The organism is Mycoplasma sp. CSL10137, assembly GCF_017116845.1.
Classification (GTDB): Bacteria; Bacillota_I; Bacilli_A; order Mycoplasmatales; family Metamycoplasmataceae; genus Mycoplasmopsis.
Genome location: NZ_JAFIRE010000007.1, coordinates 1 through 22,545, shown reverse-complemented (window position 1 = coordinate 22,545; position 22,545 = coordinate 1). Strand labels below are relative to the sequence as shown.

Sequence of the window (22,545 nt, the reverse complement as noted above, 5' to 3'; positions counted from 1 at the left end):
AAGCTAAAGAAGCTCAAGAAGGGGATAAATAGTTATGGCAGAAACAAAAAAAGCTAAAGTAGAAAAAGAAACTACAACAAAAACAACTAAAAAACCTGCTGCTAAAAAAACAACTACAACAACTAAAAAACCTGCTGCTAAAAAAACAGAAACAAAAAAAGTAGTAGCAAAAAAAGAAAAAGAAGTAAAAACAACTACAACAACTAAAAAAGTAGTTAAAAAAGTATTAAAATCAGAAGTTAAATTACCTAAAGCGTTATTCCAAAGTGAAAAAATCTATGAACAAGCTATTTTTGACACAATTTTATCAGAAAGAGCATCAAGAAGACAAGGTACACACCAAGTTAAAAATCGTGCCGAAGTTAGTGGAAGTGGTAAAAAACCATGAAGACAAAAAGGTACAGGTAGAGCACGTCACAGTTCTATGCGTTCACCAATTTGAGTAGGTGGTGGTAGAGCTTTTGGGCCTCAATCAAATAAAAATTATTCACTTAAAGTAAATAAAAAAGTTAAATACAACGCTTTTGTATCAGCACTTACATTATTATCACAAGACAATGCAGTTATTGTTGATGACTTAACATTAAACTCAATCAAAACAAAAGATTTAGTTAATAAATTAGTTGAACTTAATGTAAATGATTTAAGACACGTATTAGTAGTAAATGAAGATTACAACGTATTTAAATCAGCTAAAAATTTACCAAATGTTGCTACAACTAAAGCTAATTCATTAACTGTTGAAGAAATAGTTGGTGCAGATGTAATGATCATTTCAAAACAAAGCTTAGAGCTTTTGGAAAGAAAGGCTAAATAATCATGGAATTAACTCAAGTAATTAAATCACCAATTTTAACAGAGAAAACTGATGTTTTAAGAACAACACAATCAACATTTGTTTTTAAAGTTGACTACGCTGCTAATAAATATCAAATCAAAGAAGCTATTGAAACAATTTTTGGTGTAAAAGTAGCGTCTGTTAGAACAATTAAAGTCGAAAAACAACCAAAAAGTGTTGGTCGTTTCCACGGATTTACAAATCGTTACAAAAAAGCTATGGTTAAATTAGTAGAAGGTCAATCAATTAACTATATTCCAAGTGATGATGAAGAAAAAGCACAAATAGTTTCTGAAGAAGCAAAAGAAGCTAAAAAAGCAAAAGAAGCAAAAGCAAAAGACGTTGAAAATAAAGTAGCTAAAAAATTAGCATCTAAAAAACAAGTTGCAACAAAAAAAGCAACTGTTAAAGCAAAAACAACAACAAAACGTAAAGTTGGTGGAGAATAGTTCTCCGATGAACTTTAGTTATTTAATTTAAACAAAAATATAAATAAAAGCGGATTAAAATATTGCTTAAAAGAAATTCCGCACTATTTTTAAGCAAAGGAGAAAAGACAATTATGGCAATTAAACATTATAAGCCAACTACAAATGGTCGTAGAAATATGTCTTCTCTTGATTTCAGACAAAACTTATCTGGTCATGCACCTGAAAAATCACTTTTAGTTAATCTAAAATATCATGCAGGGCGTAATAACCAAGGTAAAATAACTGTTAGACATCACGGAGGACGTGTAAAAAGATTTTACAGACTTGTAGATTTTAAACGTAATAAAGATAATATCCCAGCTATTGTTAAAACTATTGAATATGATCCAAACCGTTCAGCTAACATTAGTTTATTAGCATATGCTGATGGAGAAAAAAGATATATATTAACACCTAAAGGAATAGTTTTAGGTCAAAAAGTTATTTCAGGAGAAAATGTTGATATCGTTGTTGGGAACGCACTTCCATTATCTAACATTCCTGAAGGTACATTTGTACACAACATCGAAATGCAACCAGGAGGTGGTGGTATTATAGCACGTAGTGCTGGAACATCAGCTCAATTACTTGGTAAAGATGACGATGGAAAATACGTTGTTCTTAGACTTAAATCAGGAGAAACACGTCGTGTATTAGCTCGTTGTCGTGCAACAATTGGTGTTGTTGGTAACGAAGAACATTCACTTGTTAACGTAGGTAAAGCTGGAATCAATAGACATAAAGGAATCAGACCTACAGTTCGTGGTTCAGTTATGAACCCTGTAGATCACCCACATGGTGGAGGGGAAGGTAAACAACCTGTTGGACGTAAAGCCCCACTTACACCTTGAGGTAAAAAAGCTCTTGGAGTTAAAACAAGAAAAACTAAAAAATCTTCAAATAAACTTATTTTAAGAAGAAGAAAGGATGCTAAATAATGGCACGTAGTCTTAAAAAAGGTCCATTCGCAGATGATCATTTACTTAAAAAAGTAGATGCTATTGTCGAAGGGAACGCACCTAAAAAACCAATTAAAACTTGATCAAGACGTTCAACAATCTTCCCAAGTTTCGTTGGTTTAACATTCGCAGTTCATAACGGAAATAAATTTATCGAAGTTTACGTAACAGATGATATGGTTGGACATAAATTAGGGGAATTTGCACCTACAAGAACATTTTCAGGTCATGGTGCAGATAAAGGTAAGAAGAAATAATGGCACAACAAGCAAAAGCACATGTAAAATTACAAAGAGTAAGTTCATCTAAAGCAAAATTGGTTGCTAACTTATTCAGAGGAAAAGATGTTAATGTTGCTTTAGGTCTTTTAGAAAATACATCTAAAAAATCAGCACCAATTTTCCTTAAATTACTTAATTCAGCAGTTGCTAACGCAACAAACAACCACGGAATGAACGCATCAAAATTATTCGTAAAAGAAGTTTATGTAAATGAAGGTCCAACACTTAAAAGATTCCAACCAAGAAGTCAAGGTAGAGCTTATTCAATTTTAAAACGTACATCAAATTTATCAATAGTATTAGAGGAGAGAAACTAATGGGACAAAAAGTTAATCCAAATGGATTCCGTTACGGAGTTTCAAAAAACCATAATTCAACATGATTTGCAGATAAAGATAATTTCGGATCATATTTAGTTGAAGATGCTAAAATTTATAAATTCTTTGATAAATTAGTACGTGAATACCAAATCGGAAAAGTTGAAATAAAAAGAACTAAAGATAACAAAGTGACAGTTAACTTACACACAGTTAAACCTGCAGCAATGTTAGGTCAAGAAGGTAAGAACATTCAAGAATTAACAGTTAAGGTTCAAAAATTTGTTAAAAATAAAAATCTTAATTTAAAATTACAAGTTATAGAATTAAAAAATTATGACTTAAACGCAAGATTACTTGCAGAAATGATTGCAACAAAATTAGAAAACCGTGAAAGCTTCCGTCAAGCACAAAAAATTGCTATTAGAGCTGCTTTAAAAGCAGGTGCTAAAGGTATTAAAACTATGGTTAGCGGTCGTTTAAACGGAGTTGATATGGCTCGTTCAGAAGGTTATTCTGAAGGAGAAATGAGACTTCATACATTAAGACAAAATGTAGAATACGCAACAGCAACAGCTAGAACAACATATGGAGCTATTGGTGTTAAAGTTTGAGTTTCACTTGGAGAAATTTTAGGAGGTAAAAAATAATGTTACAACCTAAAAGAACTAAATATAGAAAACCTTTTGTTGTTAGACACGACAAAAGAAAAGCTACAAAAGGAAACACTGTTGCATTCGGTGAATTCGGATTGCAAGCAGTTACATCAGCATGAGTTACAGCTCGTCAAATAGAATCAGCACGTATTGCAGCAACACGTAGAATGGGTCGTGAAGGTCAAGTTATTATTAGAATCTTCCCACACTTTTCTAAAACATCTAAACCTATCGGTGTTCGTATGGGTTCAGGAAAAGGTGCTCCAGAATTATGATATACAGCAGTAAAAGTTAACACAATGATGTTTGAAGTTGGTGGTGTTAGTGAAGAAATTGCGCGTGACGCTCTTCGTTTAGCTGGTCACAAATTACCTGTTAAATGAAAAATAGTTCAAAGAAAAGGAGATGAATAATTATGAGTTACAAAGATTTATTAGAAAAATCAACAAAAGAGCTTGAAGAATTAACTTTAAAATTAAAAGCAGAATTATTCACACTTAGATATAGAAACGTTACTGGTGATTTAAGAGATACACACAAAATTAAACTTTTAAGAACAGATATTGCTAAAACTCTTACAGCATTAAATGCCAAAAAGGAGAATAAATAATTATGGAAAGAAATACAAGAAAAACTTTAACAGGTAAAGTTGTTTCAGCAGGTAAAAGTGCTAAGACAATTATTGTTGCTGTTGACACATACAAAAAACACCCACTTTATTCAAAACGTTACAAATCAACTAAAAGATTTGCAGTACATGACGAAAATGAAGTTGCTAAATTAAACGATATTGTTGTTATTATGGAAACAAGACCACTTTCAAGAACAAAACACTTTAGATTAGTATCAGTAAAAGAATCTGCTATCGAAGGAAACAACTAATATGATTTTAGAATTATCAAGAGCAAATGTAGCTGATAACTCAGGTGCAAAAACAATAGGTGTAATTCGTGTATTAGGTGGATCAAAGAAAAAAGTTGCTAAAATTGGTGATATTATAGTTTGTTCAGTAAAAAAAGCTTTACCTAACGGTATGGTAAAAGAAGGTCAAGTTGTTAAAGCGGTAGTTGTGCGTTCAAAATATGGTATTCACCGTACAAACGGTTCATATATTAAATTTGATGATAACGCAGTTGTTATTCTTAAAGAAGATTTAACACCACGTGGAACTCGTGTTTTTGGACCAGTTGCTCGTGAAATTAGAGAAAAATTCCCTAAAATTGTTTCTTTAGCACCAGAAGTATTATAGTAGTAAAGGAAAATTAAATTATGACAAAAATTAAATTTAAAAAAGACGACCAAGTTATTGTAATTGCTGGTAAAGAAAAAGGGAAAATTGGAGTTATTGAAAAAATATTCCACAAAACAAATAGAGTTATCGTTAAAGATGTAAATATCGTTACAAAACACAACAAACCAACACAACAAAATCAAGACGGTTCTATAACAGAAATGGCTGCTCCAATTCATGCATCAAACGTAGCTTATTTAGTGAAAAAATCAAGTAAAACAAGTAAACAACAAACTTCAAAACTAGGATATAAAATTAATAAAAACGGTAAAAAAGTAAGAGTTGCTAGAAAAACTCAAAAGGAAGTGTAGTATATGTTAAAACAAATTTATTTAGAAAAAGCAGTTCCGGCTCTTAAAGAAAAATACAACTACTCTTCATCAATGCAAGTACCTAGAATTGAAAAAGTTGTATTAAACATGACAGCTGGTAAAGAAGTTTCAAATTCAAAAGCAATCGAAGAAGTTTTAAATGAATTAACATTAATTTCAGGACAAAAACCATTCGAAACAAAAGCTAAAAAATCTAACGCTTCATGAAAACTTCGTGAAGGAATGGCTATGGGTGGAAAAGTTACACTACGTAGAGATAGAATGTGAGAATTTTTAGATAAATTAATAAATGTTGCAATGCCACGTATTCGTGATTTTCGTGGAGCAAACCCTAAAGCATTTGATGGTAGAGGGAATTTTGCTTTAGGTATTAAAGAAGAAATTATTTTCCCAGAAATCGAATTTGATAAAATTCGTCGTATTAAAGGGTTAGATGTTCTTGTAGTAACTACAGCTAAAACAAACGAAGAAGCAAGAACATTATTAGAATCATTAGGTGTACCATTTGAAAAAAAAGGAGCTAAATAATGGCGAGAAAAGCATTAATAGTTAAGGCGAAACGCGAACCAAAATTTTCATCACGTGCATATACACGTTGTGAATTATGTGGACGTCCACATGCAGTATTAAGAAAATATAAAATATGTCGTATCTGTTTTAGAAACCTTGCGCATGAAGGTAAAATTCCAGGTGTGAAGAAAGCGAGTTGATAATTATGTTTATTACAGATCCAATTTCAGATTTAGTAGTTCGTATTAAAAACGCGAATATTAGAAAACACAAAACAGTTTCAATGCCTTATTCAACAAAAAAAGAAGAAATTTTAAAAGTGGTTCACTCAGAAGGTTATATTTCATCTTATGAAGTTAAAGGTGAAGGTACATCAAAAGAATTAGTAGTTACATTAAAATACAAGAAAAATCAACCTGCTATTGTTGGGATTAAAAGAATCTCAAAACCAGGTCTTAGAGTTTATGTAAAAACTCTTGAAATTCCAACAATTATGTCAGGATATGGAACAGTTATCATTTCTACATCAAAAGGATTAATGACAGGAACACAAGCTAGAGAGGCAAAAGTGGGTGGTGAAATTATCGCTCACATTTGATAGGTAGTTGTATGTCTCGTGTAGGAAATCGTATTTTAACAATACCTGCTGGAGCAACAGTTACAGTAGATAATTCAACAGTTACAGTTAAAGGACCATTAGGTACTTTAACAAGAACATTTAGTCATTTAATCACAGTAAAAGTAGAAGATAATAAAGTTTCAACAATTCGTGCAAACGAAGAAAAAACAACTAAACAATTACATGGAACAACAAATTCTCATATTTCAAATATGATTGAAGGTGTTACAAAAGGTTTCAAAATTGATTTAGAAATTAAAGGAGTTGGGTATAAAGCTGTTTTATCAGGTTCAAAACTAGATGTATCAGCTGGATATAGCCATATCCATTCATTAGAAATTCCAAGTGACATTAAAGTTACAGTTGCAAAACCAACAGAAGTTTCAGTATTTGGTATCGATAAACAAAACGTAGGGCACTTTGCTTCAATTGTTAGAGCAGTTAGAAAACCAAGTGTTTACTCAGGTAAAGGTATTTCATATAAAGGTGAAAAAATTAGACGTAAAGAAGGGAAAACAGCTTCTAAATAATATTAAGAAGTTAATTAAAACATTATGGCAAAATTATCAAGAAATCAAGCTAGAAAAGTTAAACACCAACGTGCACGTTACTGAATTAACGGTACAGCTACAAAACCACGTTTAAACGTTTTTAAATCTCACCAAAACTTTTATGCACAATTAATCGATGACCAAAAAAGAGTTACATTAGCATCAGTTTCAACACTTAAAGATGAAACATATGGTGGTAACATTAAAGCTGCTGAAAAATTAGGTGAATTAATGGGAGAAAAAATTAATTCATTAGGAATTAAAGAAGTAGTATTTGATCGTGGTGGATATTTATATCATGGTCGTGTAAAAGCATTTGCTGAATCAGTAAGAGCGAAAGGAGTTAAATTCTAATTATGGAAAAAGATAATAAAAAAGTTTTAACTCAAAACGAAACAACAGGTACAAAAGAAGTTACTGCTAAAAAAACTTTTAGACCAAGAAAAAATGTTGCTAATGATCAAAACGAAAATTCAGATAAAGTTAGAACACAAAATCGTCGTGGACCAAGAAGAAACAACACAAGAAATAACCGTCAAAGAGTAGAATCAGAATATACTGAAAAAGTTATCGATATTGCTCGTGTTACAAAGGTTGTTAAAGGTGGAAGAAGATTTAGTTTCTCAGCCTTTGTTGTTATTGGAAATAAAAAAGGTGTAGTTGGATACGGTCACGGGAAAGCAAACGAAGTTCCAGACTCAATTAAGAAAGCTATCAAAGATGCTAAAAATAATTTAGTAACAGTTCCACTTGATAGTAAAACAGGTACAATTCCACACGAAATTCCAATGACAAAATACTTAGCATCAAAAGTTATGTTAAAACCTGCTCCAAAAGGAAAAGGTCTTATCGCTTCTGGTGCAGTACGTGCAGTTGTTGAACTTGCTGGTTACACAGATATTGTTACAAAAACATATGGTTCACGTAAAAAAGCAAACATTGTTAAAGCAACAGTTAAAGCCCTTAAACAATTAAGAACACCTGAACAAATTGCAGAACTTAGAGATAAAGATGTAAAGGATTTTAAATAATTATGGCAATTAAATTACATACATTAAAATCAACAGAAGGTTCAAGACCAGAAAAACACCGTAAAGGGCGTGGGCATGCTGCCGGAAAAGGTAAACAAGCTGGTAAAGGTCAATCAGGACAAAATAAACGTAAAGGGCACAGATTAGGATTTGAAGGGGGACAAACTCCTTGATTCCGTCGTATTGGAAAACGTGGATTTACAAACGTAAATCATGTTGAATACCAAGTAATTAATTTATCTGATTTAGAGTTAAAATTTAAAGATGGTGAAAAAGTAACAGTAGAAAGATTATTCGAAGAAGGTTTAGTAAAAAGATCATTACCAATAAAATTATTAGGAAATGGTACATTAACTAAAAAATTACATGTTGTAGTAAATAAAGCTTCTGCTTCTGCAAAAGCAGCATTTGAAGAACTTAATGGAACAATTGAGGAATTTTAATTATTTAAAATAGAGGGTAACCTCTATTTTTCTAATTAACTAAAAAATGAAAAAAGAAAATAAAAATAATGAATTATCTTTAGAACAAAGAAAGATAATTAATTCTTTTTATGGTGATAATTTAATAGTAAATGCGGCTGCTGGCAGTGGAAAAACTAGAGTTATAGTAGAAATTATTTATGAGTCAAATAAATATAATTTAAACTCAAAAATATTAGTTTTATCATATAATACAAAATTAGTAAATGATACAAAAATAAGGATTTTAAAAAAAGATATTACAATAAAAAATTGTGACATTCATACATTTCACTCTTTCGCAACTAAAAAGAGCAAAAAAATAGTTATGGACGATCTTGGCTTAAAAGAGTTTAATGAATCTAAAATATTAACTGTTGATGAGTACGATACAATCATTATAGATGAAGCACAGGATATAACTCCACTTTATTGAGTTTTAATACTTAAAATATTAAAATATAACGCAAAAGCGAGAGTCATGTTTATAGGTGATTCAAATCAAGAAATATATAACTTCAAAAAAGCTAGTTCAATGTTTCTTGAAAATATTGATAAATTAATACCTTCTAAAACTTGAAAAAAATTAGAAATAAATGGTTCGTTTAGGGTGCCTAATGCTACCTGGCGTATGTTAAAAGAAAGTAAACAATATAAAAGCGAGTCTTTTAATGCTTTGAACAAAGAAGGTATATTAAAAATTAATGCTTTTGAATATAAAGATAAATTGTTTGAAGAAACTATAGTTGAAAAAATTCACCAATACGGACAAGAAAATATATTTGTTCTATCGAATACTACTAATATTAATATAATACGAGATACCGCTAATAAACTTACATTAAAGGGTTTTAAAGTATATGTTTCTAGATCTGATAACGAAGAAAAAGTAGATTTTAAAGAAATGCATGGGAAAATTGTTTTTAGTTCTGTACATCAAGTAAAAGGTTTGGAACGTAAAATAGTTATAATAATTAATCTTGATGGTGATGTTCAAAAGAAATATACTATAGATGAATTTAATAAATTGTTTTATGTAGCAGCAACTAGAAATATTGAAGAATTACATATATTTTTTAATAAAAATAGATCATTGCCTACTTTAATGGAAGGTATGAAAGATCAAATTAATGGTTGAATAGATTATGAAAATGACTCAAGTGACGAAGCTTATAATATCAAAAAAGCAACTGAAATTATAAAGTTTATACCTATTGAAATAGAAGAAGAACTAAAGAGTTTAATAGATATTAGTGAAATAAATAAAAAAGATGAAATTATTAAAATTTCAAACATAATTACTTATGATGGTTTCTTTTATGATATTTCAGATATTAATGGAATTTATGCCGAACAAATATTAGGAAATGATAATTTAGATGAAATTAAGAAAATTAATAGAATAATATTAAATTTTTTTACTATGTTTAATTCAATATCGATAGAAACACACCAGTATATAGAGAAAATTATCAACAAGGAATTTAATTCTTTTTTAGAGTTATGTTTTATTAAGCATTCTATTGAAACAAATGATATAACTAGACTAAAACATTTTGAGGATAATATAAACAATTTTCCAACTTGAATTGATAAAGAAAATCATAATAAAATATATTCAAGAATGCAAAAATATTTATCAAAAAGTAATTTTGAGCAGCAAATTGGCGTTAATTGAGATAATAAAATTTTGGGTATAATTGATTTTTATCAAAAAGATACAAACGAAGTGCACGAGATTAAGTTTGTGTCAAATTTATCTCTTACACATTTTTTTCAAGTTGCAGTTTACTTGCTTATTTTATATAAAACATCTAAAAATAAGAATATTCCTGTTGGTTATTTACTAAACATTAAAGATAATATGCGTTATAAGATTACTATTAATGATTTTCAAAAATTTGAGATAATTTTATTAAAAATTTTAGATGGTTTCAATAATGAAATTAGTGTTGAAGAATTTATTAACCTTTATAACGAAAATCAACTAAATATTCTTTGTCAAAAAACTTTAATGATTAAAGAATATAAGGAAAATGTTCCGACAAAAATTGTAAATAAAATAAAAAGTAATAAAAAAAGCGAAATAAAACAGAAGTACAATAAAATTGTATTTTTCGATACAGAAACAACATCTTTGCAAGGTGAAATTATACAACTATCGTTAGTTGTATATGAAAATGAAATTAAAGTTGATGAGATGAACTTTTACTTTAAAAATGACCTTCGAATACATCGCCAAGCTTACTTAGTTCACAAAATAAGCGATGAATTTTTGATAAATAAACCTAAATTTTACGAAGAATTTAACAAAATATATAAATATTTAACTGGTGATTATTTATGAATAGCACATAACGCCGCTTTTGATATTTACAGATTATTTTTTAATTTCAAATATTATAGTGAAAATATTGGTGATAAATTGGAAAATGTAAAATTTAATTATCTATGTAGTTTTAATACGATGAAAAAAAATGTGCCGGGCCTTAAGAGTTATAAGCTAGAAAACCTAGCAAAAGAATTTGGTTTAGAAATGGGTAAATTTCATGATTCGCTATTTGATGCTCAGACAATTGTAAAGTTATTAAAGAAAGTTGATGACAGTATTGAAGGTTATATTAATAGTTCTTTAAAGAATGGATATAAAATAAAAACATTTAATTATGTAGAATGATCAAGAGATAAAAAATAATTTTTATAAAAAATTATCAATTTGTCAAATATTTTTTATGTTAAACTATTTTTGTATAATATTTCTAAAATTTTATGAAAGGTAAAAAATGAAATTTAAAAAATTTTTATTAACTATTCCTGTTGGTATATTAACTTTACCAATAATTTCAATTTCATGTAGTAAAGAAATTAAAAGTGAAAATAGCGTTGATGTTATTGATACTTCTTCTATAGAAAGAAAAGTTAGAATTAATGCTAAAAATATTGCGATTCCAGGAAGATCAGGGATTGGTATGCTAATCGCTTTTGGTTTAGGAGATAGAATTAGTGGGGTTTACAAGTCGACACTCGACAATCAATGAATAAATAAAATATATCCTAATTCTAAAAAGTATACTAAATTACAATATAGCCCAAATAAAGAAGAATATTTAGCACAAGGCTATGATTTAGTAATTGCTCCAGATCCTATTGTGGCAAATTCCGTTATTGAGGCGGGAATGTCGTCTATGGTTATTAGCCAATATCATCAACCCACATATGACGATTTTATAACATTATATCCAGAAATATTAACTAAAATTTTTACTGACACTCAAGTGAAAAATAAAGTTAATACGTGAATTAATGAATTGAATCAAATTATATTAGAAATAAAAGAAAAATTATCAAATAAAGAAATAATTAAAAAAGTTTGATACGTACGCGGTGACAAAAACAAAGGAGTAACTTACACAGAGTCTGGACAAGATACTTTATTATCATCTATAATGCGTATTTTAAAAGTTTATTATGTTCCAGGTGAATTTACTATTGAAAATAATGTAGCAACAAAGGAACAGTTATTAAAAGACAATGCTGATTACTATCTTTTTGGAGGTAAATTCCAAAACGAAAACATTAATGCTTTAAAATCTGATGAAACATTTTCGTCACTAAAAGCGGTAAGGCAAAATAATTTAATAAATATACCTTTAGGTGTGATACCTTTTGAACAAATTGGAGTCGAGTTAAAAATATTTATCGCTTATCTTGCTAATGAATTTTGGCCCGAAATCTTCAATTTCGATATACGATCAATGTTAAAAAATACATACAAAACATATTATAACTATGATTTAGCCGATGATGAAATTACTAAAATTTTAAGCGGTATACAACCAAATGCTTAAAACTAAAAAATATATATTATTTGGAATTACTATATTATTATCATTATTAATTATTTTTATATCTTTATGTTTTGGTAGATATAATATTAATTTTAATAAATTTTTACAAATAATATTTGGTAAATTAAATACAGAAAATACTATTGAATATAATGTTATTTTAAATTTAAGATTACCTAGAACTTTATTAGCTTTTATGGTAGGTGGAGCATTAACTTTATCTGGTTTAATTTATCAAGAAACATTTCAAAATAATTTAGTTTCACCAAGTATACTTGGTGTATCTTCGGGATCTAGTGTTGGTGCTGGGTTTGCAATAGTTTTAGGTTTATCTAATGTAATGTGAGGTATGGGAGTTTCATTTTTTGCGTTTATTTTTGGTATTTTAACAATTTTGATAACAATATTTGTCTCAAAAATGTTTAAAAACACTAAGACTTTATCTTTAATATTAGCAGGAATAATAATAACTGGTTTTATGTCAAGTGTTATTAGTGTAATAAAAACAGTTGCTAACGAACAAACTCAATTACCTTCAATAATTTTTTGACTCATGGGTAGTTTTTCGGAAGTTAAAATGTACCAAGTTTGAATTTTTATGCCTATTTATATAGTTTCAATAATAATTTTATTTTCTATTAGATGAAGAATAAACATCATAAGTAGAGGCGAAGAAATTGCGCAAAGTAGAGGGTTAAATTACAAATATTATAGATGAATAATAATAATTATTTCGACACTTTTGACAGCTAGTTCGATTGCTGTTGCAGGGAATATAACTTGAATTGGGTTAGTAATTCCTAATATTATTAGAATTTGATTAGGTAAAAATACAAAAACAACTATTCCTTTTAGTATAACTATAGGCGGTTCTTTTATGGTTATTATAGATATTATTTCACGAACCTTAACTTCAGGCGAAATTCCAATAAGTGCTATTTCCGGAATTATAGGAGCTATATTATTCGCCTATATTTTAATTGTTAAAAAAGGTAAAAATGAAAAAAGTTAATACTATCATAAAAATTCAAAATTTAAGTTTTAAATATAATAGAATGAGCAATATTTTAACAAATATTAATTTATCTTTTTCAAAAGGAAAAATATATACAGTTTTAGGTCTTAATGGTTCTGGTAAAACTACATTAATTAAGCTTTTAGCAGGCATTAATAAACCAAATAGCGGAAAAATTTTTATTAATAATATCGATTTATCAAAAATTAAAATAAAAGAAAGATCAAAAATTTTTAGCTACGTACCTCAGGTTATTTCAATCGAAAATGAGTATACTGTTTTGGAATATTTAAGATTTAGTTTTGTTAATAAATATAAATTTTATCAAGAACCTTCGTTAGAAGACGATTCTAAAATAAGAGCTATTTTAAACGAAGTAAATATGAGTTCTTTTATAAATACTAAAATAAATAATTTATCAGGAGGTCAACGACAAATAATTGAATTATGCGCTGCTTTTTTACAGGATACCGAAATTATTTTTTTAGACGAACCAACGAGCGCTTTAGATTTAAAAAATCAACAAAAAGTATTATCTATATTAAAAGCAAAAAAAGACTTGGGGAAGACTATTATTTTATCAACACATGATCCTAATCATGTATTATTTCTTGAATCTGAAGTTATTATTGTTGAAAACGGTATTGTAAATCAAAATAATGTAGGTTCTTATAAAGAAATAATAAAAGTGGATAAACTCAAAAAAATATATGGCGATAATATTAAGTCCGCGACTAAAGATAATATTGTTTTTTAACGCGAAATTAATAATAAAAAAGAGGTTTATGCCTCTTTTTTATCAAATTTTAACTTTATTTTCTGGCGATACATACATTTTATCATCAGGTTCTATATTATAAGTTTTTTCAAATAATTCATTATTTCCTAAAATAACATTTGCACGTATTTTAGCAGGAGAATGAACGTCTGAATCTAATAAACGTTTTGCAGTTCCTTCCTTATAAATTGAACGTCATGTTGTAGCTCAACTTTCAAAGAATTCTTCTGCTTTAAAATCATTTTCACGTTGTGCAGATTCTAAAGCACAATCAAATCCACCTAAATCTGCTATGTTTTCTGAAACTGTTAATTTACCATTAACTTTTCCAAATTCAGTTTCTCTACCGTCGAATAGTTTAATCGCAGCTTCTGTTCTTTTTTGAAATTCTTTTCTATCGTTATCTGTTCATCAATTGTTTAATTTACCATTTTCATCAAATTGAGCTCCATTATTATCGAAACCATGAGATATTTCGTGAGCTATAACAGCACCAATCGCACCAAAGTTAGCTGTTTTAGATCTATTAACATCATAAAATGGGTATGACAAAATTGCAGCCGGGAAAACAATGTGATTTTTCATTGGGTGGTAGTAAGCGTTGATTGTCGATGGCGACATTGATCAATATCTTTTATCTTCTTGTTTGTGATATAAACTTAATCTATATTTTGCAATTATTTTTGAAAATGAATGAACAGCTTCGAAAATACTTCCGTTTTCTTCGTATGTTTTTACTTTAAATTTTGAGAAGTAAGGACGTATTATTTCTGGATATCCGACCATATATTCAAATTTAGATAATTTAATAAGTGCTTTTTCAATTGTGTTTTTAGAAAGTCAGGTGTTTTTTTGAAGTCTTTCTCTATATACTTCAATCATACTTTGCACCATTTCTTCAACATCTTTTTTAGCTTTTTCTCCAAAGTATGTTTTAGCATAATACATACCTAACGGCATATCAAAATATTTTTTAACTAAATCAAATGCATAGTCTTCTGTTGATCTATTTTTGTTTATTGAGTATACGGTATTTCTGTATACTGACGCTTTAGTTCTAATTCTTTCATTTAAATAAGGTGTAACTCCTAAGAAATTAACTATAAACATTAAATCTTTATATTTTTCTAAGTTATTATCATCAAAAATTTCATCAAAAGCATCAAAAATTTTAAGGTTTTGAATTGATACTTCAGTGACTTTTTCTCCAATTAATTCATCAAGTTTAGTTCAAAAATCAAAACGTTTAGATAAATTAACTTCACCTCTTTGTCTTAAATTATATGCGGATACATAATCAGCATTTTCAACTGAACTTTTAACATATTCTTTATAAATATCATCAAATTCAATCGCATTGTTAACCATTTTTAAAGCAGTGTTATTATCTAATCCGTAGTCAAGAAGCAAATCAATAATCATATCTTTTCAAACTTTTAGAAGTTTGTTTTTTTCTTTTTCATTTTGGTATGTTTCTTTTGAGGGTAGAATTGTTGGTAATTCACCAATTCAAGCAATTTTTTTAGTGTTATCTAGAAAATCATCATCAACTGAAAAATCAAATGGTAGATATGTATATTCTAGGAATTTATCTTTTTCTCAATTAAAAAAGTCTTTAAAAGTAGTCATACTTTTTAATTCTTTTCTAAGTGGTTCTAAAAACATTTCTTTAGCAGGCGATCAATTTAATTCATCTCTTTTGTTTGTATCAATAATTAAATTATAAAATTTAATCATTTCAATTAATTTAGGATCACTAGGTAATTCGGTGTTATTTTTTGATCAATTAACAATTGTCTCTTTTAATATTTTTTCCAAGTTAATATCTAATTCTACAAATGAACCAATACTAGAACGGTCATCAGGAATTTTAGCTGTTTTCAGTCATTGTGCATTAATATATGCGAAAAAATCATCTTTAAGTAATTTCTTATCCATTTTCATCTCCTTTATTTTTTTGGATCAATATTTGTTTTAAGAATTGATAAGAACGCCTCTTGTGGTACCTCAATTGAACCAAGTTTTTTCATACGTTTCTTACCTTCTTTTTGTTTTTTTAGTAATTTTTGTCTACGTGTAACGTCACCACCATATAATTTTGCAGTGACATCTTTACGATATGCTTTAATAGTTTCACGAGCTATTATTTTACCACCAATAGTAGCTTGAACCGGAACTTCAAAGTTTTGGCGAGGTATAGCATCTTTTAATTTTTGACATAATTCTCTAGCATTTTCGTAAGCTCTATCTTTATGCGTAATTATTGAAAAAGCATCAACTTTATCTCCGTTTAATAAAATATCAACTTTAACTAAATCGCTTTCTCGGTACCCAATTCATTCATATTCGAATGATGCATAACCTTTGGTGCTTGATTTTAATCTATCAAAAAAGTCAAAAATTGTTTCTGCTAATGGTAGTTCGTAAATAACTAATGAACGTTTTTCATCTATCATTTCTAAATTTTTATAAATACCGCGTTTATTTTGACATAATTCCATAACGTTACCAATATATTCATTTGGTATAAATATTTTAGCTTCTACATACGGTTCTTTTATTTTGTCAATAAATGTACGATCAGGTAATAGTGTTGGGTTGGCTATCATTTCTACTTCACCATTTGTCATATGTACTTCATATTCAACACTAGGACTAGTTGCTATTATTCCGACTTTATATTCTCTATCGAGTCTTTCTTGTAGAATTTCCATGTGTAATAATCCTAAAAATCCTACTCTAAATCCAAAACCAAGTGCTTTTGAAGTTTCTTGATCTCATGTTATAGAAGAATCACTAAGTGAAATTTTTTCTAAACTTTCTTTTAGTAAAGAATAATCACGAGTATCTATTGGGTAAAATCCCGTAAAAACAACAGGTTTCATTTTTTTATACCCTGGAAGTGCTTTGCTTGTAGGGTTAGAAATTAATGTTATTGTATCACCGACATTAACTTCTTTTGCATCTCTAATTGCGGCTGATACTCATCCTACTTCCCCAGCTTCTAAAAACTCTTTTTTAGTTTCATGTGGATTTCTAATTCCGAGTTCAATAACATGATAATTATTTTCTTCATCATTTCTTGACATAAATTTAAATTTATCACCGACTTTAAGTTTACCTTCAAAAATTCTTACAAGCATAACAACTCCTCTATATGGATCAAAATAACTGTCAAAAATTAATCCTTTAAGAGGTTTGTTATCATCAGCATTTCTTGGTGATGGTATATATTTAACTATACTGTCTAGCAATTTATCTACACCTAGTCCTGTTTTAGCAGAAACTAAAACGGCATTTTCTGTTGAAATACCAATCACTTCTTCTATTTCTTTTTTTACAGCTTCTACGTCAGCTGAAGGTAAATCAATCTTGTTAATAACAGGGATTATCTCAAGATTATTTTCTAATGCTAAATATACATTGGCTAAAGTTTGAGCTTCTATACCTTGAGTAGCATCAACAAGTAATAAGGCACCTTCTGATGCTGCCAATGAACGTGAAACTTCATAAGTAAAATCAACATGTCCGGGAGTATCAATTAAATGAAAAATGTAATCTTTGTGCTTAATTTGTACAGCATTTAATTTAATTGTAATTCCACGTTCTTTTTCTAAATCCATAGAGTCTAAAAATTGACTTGTTAAGTCTCTAGTTGCAACTGTATTTGTCATTTCTAAAATACGGTCAGCAAGTGTACTTTTACCATGATCTATGTGTGCTATAATTGAAAAATTCTTTATCTTTTCTTTATTCATAAGTATTTTAATTATACTATATTAAAGTTATATAATAACTATTATATTAATAAAAAAGAGTCTTTTGAGTTATGTTTTTTCAAAGTTTAGTATAATTTAAATTATGAAAAAATGAGTAATTTTTAGTGACGTTGACGGAACAATTTATCCGTTCCCAGGTAAAGTTTTATCGCAAGTAAATATTGATAAAGCTGCAGAAATTAAAGAAAAAGGAGTTGAATTTGTTATAAATACAGGAAATGCTCCTTACGAAAAAATACAAAGATTAGCTAACCAAATGAGTTCTCGTTATATTGTTTGTTCTAACGGTGCTTTAATTTTTGATAATTTAGAGAAAAAAGTGCTCAATATTGAATATATTGACACAAAGGAAGCTAGAAAAATATGAGATTTAGCTGAACAAGTAGGAGTTTATTTATATTATTTTGGTGATAACAGATATTTTTTAAAAGATCCTACACCAGAATTTCGTAAATTTATAACTGAATTTTGTGAATATGATAATTGAATTTTAACCGGCGAAATACCTGATGATTTACATAAAATTGAATTATATGGTGATAAAGATAAATTAAAAGAATTTTATGATAAAGCTATAGAAATGAATATTGATTTAAATATAGTTTACTTAGTTTCCCACATCGAAATTACTAAACCTGGAATTTCTAAAGGTACAGGTATGAAGTGATTATGTGATAATGTTTTTGGCGTAGATGTTAAAACAACAATGGCTATCGGTGATAGTCAAAATGATATTTCAATGTTTGAAATGACAGATTATTCTTATGCCATGGCTAATATTGATGATTATTCAATACAATTTGCAAAATTACATACTTCAAGCGTTGAACAAAATGGTTTAGCTGAAGCTATTGATGATTATTTATACCGTACTGATTTTGAATTAAAAAGACAGTTATCGCAACAAGGGCCAAAGCGTAAAAAATAAAGCAAAAAATGCTTTATTTTTTTATATTCAATAATATAATTCTCTATTATGAAAACATTATTTAAATTAGATACTCAAAAACGTAAAATTATAACTTTAATATCAGTTTTACTTTTATTAGTTATTACCAACGGTTTAATAATCACTTGAATGACTTTATTTAAAAACTCATCTGTTAATCATGAAGCAACTACTAAGAGTTTAGAATCATATTTTTTTAGATATTCGCAATTCTTTTATTTTACAAATTTAACCAATTATTTTAGTCTAATAACATTGCTATTAATGTGTTTTAGTAGAAAAAACATAATAAGAAGATTGTTTTTCCACTCTTTAATTTTAATTTCAATTACATTTCTTGTTTATTGAGGGTTAATCTCATGAACAAGTAATTGAAAAAATATTTTTCAGTCATACAAATCATTGCACACACACTTAATTAATCCTATGATCATATTTATTTTTGCATTTATTTGAAAAGATAAGCTTAAAATACTACAAAAAGATAAATTTATTTGTTTAATTTATGTTTTTTCTTACCTTATCTTTGCGTTTTTATTATTTATAAGTACTTATTATTTAGAATATAATAAAGAATATGGTGTTGTTATTTATCCTTTCTTAGATTTTTTTCATCCTTTCTTTTATAAAGGAAATAATTTAGATCTTAAATTAATCTTGAATTTAGTTATTATTTTAATAGGAATAGGTTTACCGATTTTAATTTTTAAATTTTGATATAGAGTTTTATCAATAAATAAAAAAACTAGTTAAGCTAGTTTTTTTATTTATTATATTTAAAGAATATTTCTTACTTTTTTACTACAAAAAGAAAAAGTATCATTATGATTTTTTAAAATAATCTTAAATTTAATATTTTTATTATTTAGCATAATTTCTACTATTTAATTTATCTTAGTAATGATTTTTTCTCAATTTGAACCTTCAATTAATGTTTTAAAATCATCATTTGTCATATTTTCGGGTAATTGAGATTTTTCGAAACTTAATGAATGGTTGTTTTTAAATGCTCTGTTACCAATTGTAGTAACATTTGGCATTTGTACACTTTTAAGACGATTGTTATCTTGAAAAGATGAAATACCAATTTTTATAACTTTCGGCATATTTACACTAGCAAGAAATCTATTCCCTTCAAAAGCTCTATTACCAATTTCTTTTACTTCTGGCATATTTACACTAGCAAGAGAATTATTTCTTTCAAAAGCTCCGTCACCAATCTCTTTAACTTTTTTGATATTTACAGTTTCTAACAATTCATTGTTAGCAAAAGCAAAACTACCGATTGTATAAACATTAGGTATACGTACATTTGTAAGTGATGTATTGTCTTTAAAAGCACACGGCAAAATAGTAGTAACTTTCGGCATATTTACACTAATAAGAGATTTGTTTTCACGAAAAGCTCAATTACCAATTCATTTAACTTCGGGAGCATTTATGCTTTTGAGTAATATATTGCCTAGAAAAGCACTATCACCAATTTTAATAACTTTAGGCATATTTACCCTTCTAAGATAAGTGTTGTATCTAAAGGCACTTTTTTCAATTTCAATAACTTTTGGAATATTTAGAATTGTAAGAGAATTATTGCCTTCAAAAGCAAAATCTCCAATTTTTGTCACGTTAGGCATATTTATATTTTTAAGGTTAATATTATTTATAAAGGTATTTTCCTCAATCGTAGTGACTTTCGGAATATTTACACTTTTAAGTGATTCGTTATTAGCAAAAGCGAAACCTCCAATTTTTATAACACTTGGAATGATTATATTTCTAAGGTTGATACTATTTTTAAAGACACCATCTCCAATATGCGTAACGTTAGGCATACTTACATTTGTTAGAGAAGTATTGCCTTCAAAAGCACTGTTATTAACTCGGATAACTTCCGGAGCATTTACGCTTATAAGAGAAGTATTGTCTTCAAAAGCGTACGAACCAATTGTGATAACTTTTGGTATACTTATGCTTTTAAGGGATGTGTTGCTTCTAAAAGCGTGTTTTTCGATTATTTTAATTTCTGGCATATTTACACTTTTAAGCGATGAATTATGTTCAAAGGCTTTAGGAGCTATTTTTGTTACGTTTTCAGGTATTATAATTTCGCCTTTAGCATACTTTCCATCTATCAAAATATCATTTATTATTGCAAGTTTTTGTTTATCTAAATTTATTATTTGATCTAAAAATTTTGTATTAGAAAAAGCTTCATATCCAAAATTAATTACTTTTGGAACGCTTACACTTTTAAGGTTAATGTTATTTTTGAAAGCACATTTACCAATTAATTTCACTCTTGGCATAATTACATTTGTAAGAGACTTGTTGTTTGCAAAAGCATATTTTTCGATTTCTAAAACTTTTGTCATAACTAAATTACTAATATTTATTTCGCCATTATTTTTAAAAGACAAACTATTTGGTAGCTTTCATTTTAAAGACTTTATATTTAAATCTCTTTGTACTCGATAGCAAATTTTGTTGTTATTAATATATTTTTCAATACTTCCGTTTTTTATAAACTTATATATATTGTTTTTATCAATTATAAATCAGTCTATTTTTAAAATATCGTTTTTTAACATTTTTATTTACTCCTTTTTTAGGTTTGTTTATTTAAAACTCTCCAATATTCAAGTGAATATTTTTAATATATTTAAATATATTAATTTGACTAAGTTTTTAAGACTTACTACTCATCTTTTTGCTTGTTTTAATTTGTTTCTATTAATTCAATTAATTATATTATAGTTTTTTTGGTCTAGTTGCTTAAAAATTTAACCCAAATGTTTTAACTGGTACTATTTTATATATAATTTTCAAAAAGTAGATTTTTATGATTGAAAATTTATTTCATAGTTTTTATAAAAAATAACAAGTAAACAAAAAAGTTATGCTCGTTATTTCAATTTAAAGATAAGTAGTAAATAATGATATTATGAAATTGAAATTCAATTAATTCTTTTTTAACTTATACTATGTGTATTATTGATTAATAAATTAAAATCATCATAGGTCATATTTTCGGGTAAATTTGATCTCTCAAAACTTAGTAATTCCACTTCATCAAAAATGCTATACCCAATTGTTGTAACTTCTGGCATACTTACACTTGTAAGAGATTTATTTCATCTAAAAGCGTAATCCCCAATTGTTGTAACTTCTGGCATACTTACACTTATAAGGGATGTATTTCCACTAAAAGCATGTTCCTTAATTGTTGTAACTTTTGGCATACTTACACTTGTAAGTGATTTATTTCCACTAAAAGCATCTTCTCCAATTATTGTAACGCTTTCGGGTATTATAATTTCGCCTTTAGCGTTATGACCGTCAATTAAAACATTATTTATTATAATAAGTTTTTGATTATCAGAATTTATTAGTTGTTCTAAAAATTTTGTTCCTTCAAAAGCATTACGACTAACCTCATTGACTTTTGGCACACTTACACTTGTAAGCGATGTATCGCCTTCAAAAGCGCGTTTCTTAATTGTTGTAACTTCTGGCATACTTACACTTATAAGGGATGTATTTCCACTAAAAGCATGTTCCTTAATTGTTGTAACTTTTGGCATACTTACACTTGTAAGGGATGTATTTCCACTAAAAGCACCTTCTCCAATTATTGTAACGCTTTCGGGTATTATAATTTCGCCTTTAGCGTTATGACCGTCAATTAAAACATTATTTATTATAATAAGTTTTTGATTATCAGAATTTATTAGTTGTTCTAAAAATTTTGTTCCTTCAAAAGCATTACGACTAACCTCATTGACTTTTGGCATACTTACACTTGTAAGTGATGTATTTCTACTAAAAGCACCTTCTCCAATTATTGTAACATTTGGCATACT

General features: G+C 27.9%; 28 protein-coding genes. 24 read left to right on the top strand and 4 right to left on the bottom strand.

What is annotated here, in order from left to right; genetic code table 4:
* The first annotated feature begins 34 nt into the window (after positions 1 to 34).
* From rplD to JXZ92_RS03280, 22 genes are all read left to right on the top strand, one after another.
* On the top strand, positions 35 to 817 hold the full coding sequence (gene rplD / locus JXZ92_RS03385; RefSeq protein ID WP_205852357.1) for a 50S ribosomal protein L4: 783 nt from the start codon (positions 35 to 37) through the stop codon (positions 815 to 817).
* 2 nt (positions 818 to 819) lie between these two features.
* Positions 820 to 1,287 carry a 50S ribosomal protein L23 gene (gene rplW / locus JXZ92_RS03380; protein ID WP_205852356.1) on the top strand — a complete coding sequence of 156 codons (468 nt, stop codon included), beginning with the start codon at positions 820 to 822 and terminating at the stop codon, positions 1,285 to 1,287.
* A gap of 113 nt (positions 1,288 to 1,400) precedes the next feature.
* Positions 1,401 to 2,246, top strand: coding sequence for a 50S ribosomal protein L2 (gene rplB, locus JXZ92_RS03375; protein WP_205852355.1), 846 nt, complete (start codon positions 1,401 to 1,403; stop codon positions 2,244 to 2,246).
* Positions 2,246 to 2,524, top strand: a complete 279-nt coding sequence (gene rpsS / locus JXZ92_RS03370) for a 30S ribosomal protein S19 (protein WP_205852354.1) — start codon at positions 2,246 to 2,248, stop codon at positions 2,522 to 2,524. Before rplB ends, rpsS begins: the two co-directional genes overlap by 1 nt.
* Positions 2,524 to 2,865 carry a 50S ribosomal protein L22 gene (gene rplV, locus JXZ92_RS03365; protein ID WP_241007012.1) on the top strand — a complete coding sequence of 114 codons (342 nt, stop codon included), beginning with the start codon at positions 2,524 to 2,526 and terminating at the stop codon, positions 2,863 to 2,865. Before rpsS ends, rplV begins: the two co-directional genes overlap by 1 nt.
* Complete coding sequence (gene rpsC / locus JXZ92_RS03360; protein ID WP_205852353.1) at positions 2,865 to 3,515, top strand: 30S ribosomal protein S3; 651 nt, start codon at positions 2,865 to 2,867, stop codon at positions 3,513 to 3,515. Before rplV ends, rpsC begins: the two co-directional genes overlap by 1 nt.
* Positions 3,515 to 3,934, top strand: coding sequence for a 50S ribosomal protein L16 (gene rplP / locus JXZ92_RS03355; RefSeq protein ID WP_174893038.1), 420 nt, complete (start codon positions 3,515 to 3,517; stop codon positions 3,932 to 3,934). Before rpsC ends, rplP begins: the two co-directional genes overlap by 1 nt.
* Positions 3,935 to 3,936: 2 nt before the next feature.
* Positions 3,937 to 4,131, top strand: coding sequence for a 50S ribosomal protein L29 (rpmC, locus tag JXZ92_RS03350; RefSeq protein WP_174893037.1), 195 nt, complete (start codon positions 3,937 to 3,939; stop codon positions 4,129 to 4,131).
* Positions 4,132 to 4,133: 2 nt separating this feature from the next.
* Positions 4,134 to 4,403, top strand: coding sequence for a 30S ribosomal protein S17 (rpsQ, locus tag JXZ92_RS03345; protein ID WP_241007011.1), 270 nt, complete (start codon positions 4,134 to 4,136; stop codon positions 4,401 to 4,403).
* Between the two features lies 1 nt (position 4,404).
* Positions 4,405 to 4,770: a 50S ribosomal protein L14 gene (rplN, locus tag JXZ92_RS03340; protein WP_205852352.1), complete on the top strand. Its 366-nt coding sequence runs from the start codon at positions 4,405 to 4,407 to the stop codon at positions 4,768 to 4,770.
* Positions 4,771 to 4,799: 29 nt separating this feature from the next.
* Positions 4,800 to 5,123 (top strand): 50S ribosomal protein L24, encoded by a 324-nt coding sequence (rplX, locus tag JXZ92_RS03335; RefSeq protein ID WP_205852368.1) that lies wholly within the window; start codon positions 4,800 to 4,802, stop codon positions 5,121 to 5,123.
* Positions 5,124 to 5,126: 3 nt separating this feature from the next.
* Positions 5,127 to 5,672: a 50S ribosomal protein L5 gene (gene rplE / locus JXZ92_RS03330; RefSeq protein ID WP_205852351.1), complete on the top strand. Its 546-nt coding sequence runs from the start codon at positions 5,127 to 5,129 to the stop codon at positions 5,670 to 5,672.
* Complete coding sequence (locus JXZ92_RS03325; RefSeq protein ID WP_174893033.1) at positions 5,672 to 5,857, top strand: type Z 30S ribosomal protein S14; 186 nt, start codon at positions 5,672 to 5,674, stop codon at positions 5,855 to 5,857. Before rplE ends, JXZ92_RS03325 begins: the two co-directional genes overlap by 1 nt.
* 2 nt (positions 5,858 to 5,859) lie before the next feature.
* Positions 5,860 to 6,255 (top strand): 30S ribosomal protein S8, encoded by a 396-nt coding sequence (gene rpsH / locus JXZ92_RS03320; protein ID WP_174893184.1) that lies wholly within the window; start codon positions 5,860 to 5,862, stop codon positions 6,253 to 6,255.
* An 8-nt stretch (positions 6,256 to 6,263) separates the two neighbouring features.
* Positions 6,264 to 6,803 carry a 50S ribosomal protein L6 gene (rplF, locus tag JXZ92_RS03315; RefSeq protein ID WP_205852350.1) on the top strand — a complete coding sequence of 180 codons (540 nt, stop codon included), beginning with the start codon at positions 6,264 to 6,266 and terminating at the stop codon, positions 6,801 to 6,803.
* Positions 6,804 to 6,827: 24 nt separating this feature from the next.
* On the top strand, positions 6,828 to 7,178 hold the full coding sequence (rplR, locus tag JXZ92_RS03310) for a 50S ribosomal protein L18 (protein WP_241007010.1): 351 nt from the start codon (positions 6,828 to 6,830) through the stop codon (positions 7,176 to 7,178).
* Between the two features lie 2 nt (positions 7,179 to 7,180).
* Entirely contained in the window at positions 7,181 to 7,855 is a 675-nt protein-coding gene (gene rpsE / locus JXZ92_RS03305; protein WP_241007009.1) for a 30S ribosomal protein S5, read from the top strand.
* An 8-nt stretch (positions 7,856 to 7,863) separates the two neighbouring features.
* Positions 7,864 to 8,298 (top strand): 50S ribosomal protein L15, encoded by a 435-nt coding sequence (gene rplO, locus JXZ92_RS03300; protein WP_205852365.1) that lies wholly within the window; start codon positions 7,864 to 7,866, stop codon positions 8,296 to 8,298.
* 46 nt (positions 8,299 to 8,344) lie between these two features.
* The gene (locus JXZ92_RS04285; protein WP_205852349.1) at positions 8,345 to 11,011 is read left to right on the top strand and encodes an exonuclease domain-containing protein; all 2,667 of its coding nucleotides are present in this window, start codon (positions 8,345 to 8,347) and stop codon (positions 11,009 to 11,011) included.
* An 88-nt stretch (positions 11,012 to 11,099) separates the two neighbouring features.
* The gene (locus tag JXZ92_RS03290; protein ID WP_205852348.1) at positions 11,100 to 12,164 is read left to right on the top strand and encodes an ABC transporter substrate-binding protein; all 1,065 of its coding nucleotides are present in this window, start codon (positions 11,100 to 11,102) and stop codon (positions 12,162 to 12,164) included.
* On the top strand, positions 12,157 to 13,176 hold the full coding sequence (locus JXZ92_RS03285) for an iron ABC transporter permease (RefSeq protein ID WP_205852347.1): 1,020 nt from the start codon (positions 12,157 to 12,159) through the stop codon (positions 13,174 to 13,176). The genes JXZ92_RS03290 and JXZ92_RS03285 overlap by 8 nt, the downstream gene beginning before the upstream one ends.
* Entirely contained in the window at positions 13,163 to 13,936 is a 774-nt protein-coding gene (locus JXZ92_RS03280; protein WP_205852346.1) for an ABC transporter ATP-binding protein, read from the top strand. The genes JXZ92_RS03285 and JXZ92_RS03280 overlap by 14 nt, the downstream gene beginning before the upstream one ends.
* A 39-nt stretch (positions 13,937 to 13,975) precedes the next feature.
* On the opposite strand, the gene JXZ92_RS03275 is transcribed toward JXZ92_RS03280, so the two are convergent.
* Positions 13,976 to 15,895, bottom strand: coding sequence for a M13-type metalloendopeptidase (locus tag JXZ92_RS03275; protein ID WP_205852345.1), 1,920 nt, complete (start codon positions 15,893 to 15,895; stop codon positions 13,976 to 13,978).
* An 11-nt stretch (positions 15,896 to 15,906) separates the two neighbouring features.
* Complete coding sequence (lepA, locus tag JXZ92_RS03270; protein ID WP_205852344.1) at positions 15,907 to 17,715, bottom strand: translation elongation factor 4; 1,809 nt, start codon at positions 17,713 to 17,715, stop codon at positions 15,907 to 15,909.
* Positions 17,716 to 17,818: 103 nt separating this feature from the next.
* Here lepA and JXZ92_RS03265 point away from each other — a divergent pair, with 103 nt between their 5' ends.
* Positions 17,819 to 18,664: a Cof-type HAD-IIB family hydrolase gene (locus JXZ92_RS03265; RefSeq protein ID WP_205852343.1), complete on the top strand. Its 846-nt coding sequence runs from the start codon at positions 17,819 to 17,821 to the stop codon at positions 18,662 to 18,664.
* A gap of 48 nt (positions 18,665 to 18,712) precedes the next feature.
* Positions 18,713 to 19,438: an MAGa3780 family membrane protein gene (locus JXZ92_RS03260; RefSeq protein ID WP_205852342.1), complete on the top strand. Its 726-nt coding sequence runs from the start codon at positions 18,713 to 18,715 to the stop codon at positions 19,436 to 19,438.
* Positions 19,439 to 19,569: 131 nt separating this feature from the next.
* On the opposite strand, the gene JXZ92_RS04280 is transcribed toward JXZ92_RS03260, so the two are convergent.
* Both JXZ92_RS04280 and JXZ92_RS03250 read right to left on the bottom strand, forming a co-directional pair.
* Positions 19,570 to 21,273 carry a leucine-rich repeat domain-containing protein gene (locus JXZ92_RS04280; protein WP_205852341.1) on the bottom strand — a complete coding sequence of 568 codons (1,704 nt, stop codon included), beginning with the start codon at positions 21,271 to 21,273 and terminating at the stop codon, positions 19,570 to 19,572.
* Between the two features lie 381 nt (positions 21,274 to 21,654).
* Positions 21,655 to 22,545 (bottom strand): leucine-rich repeat domain-containing protein (locus JXZ92_RS03250; protein ID WP_205852340.1); only part of this gene is annotated, 891 nt, incomplete at its 5' end.